This window comes from Paenibacillus sp. 1-18 (assembly GCF_000520755.1).
Taxonomy (GTDB): Bacteria; Bacillota; Bacilli; order Paenibacillales; family Paenibacillaceae; genus Paenibacillus; species Paenibacillus brasilensis.
In genome coordinates this window covers 1-5,644 of sequence record NZ_ASSB01000200.1, presented here as the reverse complement: position 1 = coordinate 5,644, position 5,644 = coordinate 1, and the positions used below count along the sequence as shown (strand labels likewise).

Here is a 5,644-nt window from a genome sequence, read left to right as displayed (position 1 = left end):
CCCCCCCACCCCTGCCATAATGGCAGGAGACGCATAGGCCATTACAACTTCACGCCACAGTACAAAAGTCTTTGTGCCAGAATCAGCAGACTTGATTTCGTAAACACCATCTGTCTGATTGGGGTACTCTGTCGTCTTGTTCATTTAGTTGCTCCTTTAATTCTTTTAATTGCTCAGCAGCATATAATTAGGAAACTAATTATACGAGAGTGAAAATGGGCTAGCTTCACTAGCCCGTTCTACTCATTATTGATGTGTTTTTTAGTTCGTTTTGGTTCGTCCGTAAGTGCCGATATACCTTGTGTAACTCGACCTAACAGGTCGAGGAATACGCTGCGCTCCTCAATATTCAGTAAGCCCACCATGGCTTCCAGCCGAGCGAAATGCTCAGGAGCCATTTCAAAAAGCTTCTTCGCACCTTGCTCTGTCAATATAACCGCTTTCTGACGTCCATCCTCTGAACTTGATCGCCGGGATACTAGGCCATCTCGCTCAAGAGTATCGATAAGACCAGTCACTGTAGCACGTGTCACACCTAGATGCTCCGCTAATTGCGAGGGCAACTCTTCTCCTTCGTTATCTTCAAGGTCTGCTAATAAACGATATCGTCCTGTTGATAAACCGAATCTGGAGAAATGAATCTCTGCGGCATGTCCAAGCTTGGCTCCGGCTTCCATTAGCCTAGACGCGACGAGTATAGCCTGTGCGTCTAGGTCCAGGTTATAGCGATCAATCTGACGCTTGGATTGTACAAGCGAGGGAATAGCGTCAATATCCTTTGTTACTTTATTATCCTTGTTCATATATATAGTATGGTCGCTAATTACTTTTGTGTCAATACTTTTTTGTCGTATCATAATTCCTATATTTTTCTTTTTTCAAATATCAAGATTGGCTCATAAGAATTTCCCCTCCATATTTCTTCATATTCGGAGTTGTATTCCTCCTCGGACACTGCCAAAGACTTCGTTAGCTTAATGGCGTTCCACCTCCTTAGTCTAACCATTTTTTTCTAACAAAAGGACCTACATACCCGCTCCCCACTTTTGGGTATTTTTCATCCTTATTTTATTTGGATTTTTGACAGCCTAAAGCGTTACATCAAGCCTATTGTTTGCCTAAACTTCAGAAACGTATATGTATGCTGAAACTGTATAATATTGAATATCATGCTCAGTACAATGATGTAACGCTTTAGAAAACGTAAAAACGAGAAATAGGTACAAACATACCAACTCCTCATTTTGGGTTGTTTTTAACCCTTAGTTTATATGACTTTTTCAACCTCTAAAGCGTTACATCGAGCCGTCTTTTTGTCTGAACTTCCGAACACGTATCCTGATATTTTCTTTTCTCGCCTTACCTCTGCATTTCTCACAATATTTCTGCCGATTCGAATTTGCCGAAAATGTTCCTCCGCAACGTGTACAGTTCACCCTCGATTTCGCTGTCTTAAATTCAGATTCTACATTCCGATCAGACTTATACTCTTGATCCAGCTTCTCATCCATTGGCAAAACTCCATTTTCAAAATAGGTACAACAGGGAAGAGAATCATCTTGAGCGAAAAATACACATGGGCCATCCTGTAAACAGCAATAGTTTGGGATACCATACTTCGCTCCGAGATAACACGCACAATTATTCTTGACCAGTCGCTTGATCCTATTTTTATTCTGCATTCGATTTCTCCTTACTCACATCTGCTAATCGTTGCTGCTCCGCATGAAATTTATTGAATTCCAGCTTTGGATTCTCAACAAACGGAAGCAACGTGAGCAACGTTTCCTGAGATACGACTTGTTGCAATTTAACAATCACATCAGCCATCCCAACCAAATCTGTCGGCAAGTTACGAGTAAACTTCACCGCGATATCACGGTAATCATATTGCACACCTTCTTTAATGTGCAGGAACGTGAAGAAATTCCGTAAACGCTGCTTGATTGCCTTCTCCATTAATGCTTCACGCATTGCCACTCGATTCTCCAAATTCAGCAGCTTATTTCGCAGCGCCAAGGAGGAGGTATTACTGGCCCAGTTTTCATTAAAGTTGACCTGATCCATCATGTCGAAAATTTTGCGTTCAATATTATCCAGCTCGTTCTTTACAAAAGAATCATTAATCTCCTTCGTAAGCCAGCTTACCTTTCCTCCAGCCGGAACCTGAATAATGCCCATCTTCTTCATATTCAATAAGTCTTCAGCTTCCAGCTTGGCATTCTCGATCACGAGATAGGCGTTGCGATGATCTGCGATTTCATTGACCAAATCGGAATTCAATGCGTTATAGGCATCAAATAAAGAAATCACATCATGGAAGCCACTTTTTCTCTCCGTATTGGCTGGACAGGAGATGAGCGGGACTCTTCCAAAGATGTGATTATGCTTGCCGATATATTTCAGTTCAGGTGATTGGTTTTGCTTCATTTGATTACTTTTATTATCACTACCAATTGTATAGTGTAGAATTTCATGGTCGGTATACACGTCCAAATATACTTGCTTATCCAATCGTCTCGTAAATTTATGTAAGCCAAGTAATACATTTCGTTCTGCTGTTCCATCTTCCAACACATACGCATTTAAAGAAGATAGCACCGTGGCTGAAAACTGGCCATCCGAGTCGATATAGTTCAACTCAAAGCTCTCGCCAAAGATTTCAGATTGTTTCCGAAGCTGTAAATTATGCTCCTTGTCCCAATGATTCATATGTACATCTATATTATGTATGGCTTTATCCTGATCTGGCTTGGACACATAGTTTACTGGTTTACCGAGCAGATAGCCAACTTCACTATCCACGAACTTACGAGGGAAATTGAAGATAAGCTTTTGATTGCTTCGGCTTTCTTGCATCGCATAGTTCTTGAGAATAGCATGCTGACCATTATAGTAATCTGCATATTTCTGTTTGGCTATTGCAATCGAATGGAGTTCATTTAGACATTCTGTAATGATTTGTTCGGTTATTTGCAAATACATCTTTCCTTTCAAAATAGGTTAAGTAATTGTTGCTTGAATAAAGAAAAGAACCACCTTTACTAAGGTAGTTCCTTGTTGAATTAACGTGTCCCCGTTAGCTTAATAAATTTGTTGTCTGTTTTTATTGGGTTCTTTGTCGCTTTTGTACTCCAAAATATCACCCGGCTGACAATCTAAAGTCTTACATATCGCTTCTAATGTCGAAAAACGAACCGCTTTTGCTTTCCTATTTTTCAGAATGGAAATATTCGCCATAGTAATTCCAACCCTCTCCGAAAGCTCAGTTACGCTCATTTTTCGTTTTGCTAACATCACATCAATATTAATAATAATTGCCATATGCTCCACCTCAGACCGTTAAATCATTTTCTGATTTTATATTAATAGCTTCTTGTAAAAGTCTTTGGAGAACAGCAGCAAAAACGGAAATCACCATAGAGGAGAAAATAATGACCAATCCCATTGGTATGAAACTTGGCGGATCAACTCTCTTCCCCATGAGATAGTAGAGTGGCATACCTATCAGGTACAAGGTACTGATTGTGAAGGTACAGTATTTTATATTCTTTAAAGCTTTTACCGATAATTCCGAGAACGCTTGGTTCTTATCAATATAGCTTAAAAGTTTAAAAGCTTGATAAAGAGCAAAGTAAAAAGGAATCGCTGCTGCGTACATATCGATTAAAACGAGAGTTTTCATATAAGCCATTTCTGGATACAATTCTCCAGCAAAATTCCCAATCTTAGGCACTAAAAATATGCACAAAGCGAGAATTGGGATTCCAATAAGAATAACAGCCATCTTCAAAAAGAGTGTTGTTCCTCGTTTCATAAAGTGCACCTCACTTATTTAATGTCAGTTTTTTCACTTTACCACATAATTTATCGTTTTTCAATAATTTATTATCGTTTTTATAAAAACAAAAAACATTTCTCATTACTAAGAAATGCTCTTACTTTAAAATGTTAAATTTACAACTTATTCAACAAAACTGTCCGTTAGCTTAACGGGATTGGATTAAAATAACGATTGAGTTTTAGCAGAAGCCTCAAAACAACAAGCTGCGATCATAAAATTTCAGACTCTTGACCGACTGAATCAATTGAACAGCCCCATAAAGTGAATCTGGTGCATCATCATATGTACAATTTCGATTGTAGTCCTTTACCTGATGGTTGTATCTGAGGTTATCTGCATTGAAAAGAATACGACCCTTCTTCACTTCCGGCTCCAAGCTAATAATACGTTCATGCTTCTGTCCCTTGGAATGCACACTTTCCACGGGTGTATGTATCTTCGCCTTCCATAGCTCTTCTTCAAACTTTTGTTTCATGTAGCTCTGTGCCTGATTCACCTCAAATCCAAGCTTATCTACAGGGTAAAGCTTCAACTTCTCAATAGCGACTTGGAACAAATCATCCGGCAGCAATTTATAGATGTTCCCGTCAATCACATACATTTGCTTCGTCCTTCGGTGCTGGCCAATAATTGAAATAGCCGAATAGTCGTTTTTCTTCCCTGCTTTAATGGCTGGATCAATGTACATGGCTAGTTCCATTCCCTCAAACTCAGGCAACCTGTCCCAATACATGAGATTCTGAAATATGTATTCGTCTGTTGAACGCGGATCATTTTGTAACTCTTTATAAAAACTCTTTTCACCCATCGCTTGCTTCTTGCACATCAAATAATAGTAGTCCAAATACTCGCTCCACAGGATTTCTGTCCCCTCTAGCATTTCCTCCTCATTCGCCATAAAAAAAGACAAGGCCGTATTGATCCTGTCCTCATCCTGCAAATTATTATATTGTTGCTCCCACTCTGACCATAGATCATCTCGTTCTGAAAACTGAAGCACGGCTGCTTTACGAACACTTCGCACACCTGGGATTTTACCCTTGAGCAGATCGGCCATAATATCTTCTTCATTCAAAATGGTTCCACAGATCAGAATATTCGTATCCCTTGTGCCAATAGGCAAAATGACATCCGTAAACGTATTTTTAATCTGTTCTCGTTTGGCTTCGGATCGTGCGGTATCTTCCTTAAGCAAATCATCCATCAATACCAGTCTAGGACGATGATGCTTATAGTGAATACCTCTCAAACTACCATCAATCCCGCGAATCATAATGCAGGAGTCCAGTCCACCTTTACTCTTAAGCCATATTTTATTGTTGTTCCAGCGGCTCCCTTTACGAATCCCAAAATCCTCAATCAGCATCTGATTGGTTTCCAGCTCATCTTTGATCATATCGAGGAACGGCAATGCAATTTGCTCTGTGGCAGATATAATCAATGTAAACTGTGATTTATCATATAAAGTCGCATACAGCGGAAATAAAAAAGAACTGATCGTCGACTTTCCATGCTCCCTTGGGAGGCCGAAAGCCGTAATCAGTCCTGTATTTGCAAGCATATGTCTTAATTCCGTGAATAGCTCTTTGTGAAACTTGCCAAATGCTCGATCAAAATATTTAGGGAAATAGGCTAAAGCGAAAAATTCAATGTCCATCTCACCGATAAGCTTTCTTAGTTCGGAGAAGCTGAATGTCTCGACCAGTTGTTTCATTTTGGGCGGCTTGAAATGCTTCTCCATATACTGCTTAAGCAGCTCAGCTTGTCGTTGCTCTTCTTGCTTTATTGTTTCAATCGGTA

The 5,644-nt window shown here is 39.7% G+C and carries 5 protein-coding genes; all 5 read right to left on the bottom strand.

Features of this window, described 5'->3' with window-relative positions:
• Positions 1 to 239 precede the first annotated feature (239 nt).
• Positions 240 to 803, bottom strand: a complete 564-nt coding sequence (locus tag L693_RS0112570) for a MarR family winged helix-turn-helix transcriptional regulator (protein WP_025717548.1) — start codon at positions 801 to 803, stop codon at positions 240 to 242.
• 868 nt (positions 804 to 1,671) lie between these two features.
• Positions 1,672 to 2,985: a phage portal protein gene (locus tag L693_RS0112560; RefSeq protein ID WP_231503637.1), complete on the bottom strand. Its 1,314-nt coding sequence runs from the start codon at positions 2,983 to 2,985 to the stop codon at positions 1,672 to 1,674.
• 99 nt (positions 2,986 to 3,084) lie between these two features.
• Complete coding sequence (locus L693_RS0112555; RefSeq protein ID WP_025717545.1) at positions 3,085 to 3,324, bottom strand: helix-turn-helix domain-containing protein; 240 nt, start codon at positions 3,322 to 3,324, stop codon at positions 3,085 to 3,087.
• A 10-nt stretch (positions 3,325 to 3,334) separates the two neighbouring features.
• Entirely contained in the window at positions 3,335 to 3,817 is a 483-nt protein-coding gene (locus tag L693_RS0112550) for a DUF2975 domain-containing protein (protein ID WP_025717544.1), read from the bottom strand.
• A gap of 217 nt (positions 3,818 to 4,034) precedes the next feature.
• Positions 4,035 to 5,644: phage terminase large subunit (gene terL / locus L693_RS0112545; protein WP_231503636.1), on the bottom strand; the 1,610-nt coding region annotated here is incomplete at its 5' end.

Coding starts and splice junctions, on each gene's coding strand:
- L693_RS0112570 (WP_025717548.1), bottom strand. CDS start 803: ATGAACAAGGATAATAAAGTAACAAAGGATATTGACGCTATTCCCTCG.
- L693_RS0112560 (WP_231503637.1), bottom strand. CDS start 2,985: ATGTATTTGCAAATAACCGAACAAATCATTACAGAATGTCTAAATGAA.
- L693_RS0112555 (WP_025717545.1), bottom strand. CDS start 3,324: ATGGCAATTATTATTAATATTGATGTGATGTTAGCAAAACGAAAAATG.
- L693_RS0112550 (WP_025717544.1), bottom strand. CDS start 3,817: ATGAAACGAGGAACAACACTCTTTTTGAAGATGGCTGTTATTCTTATT.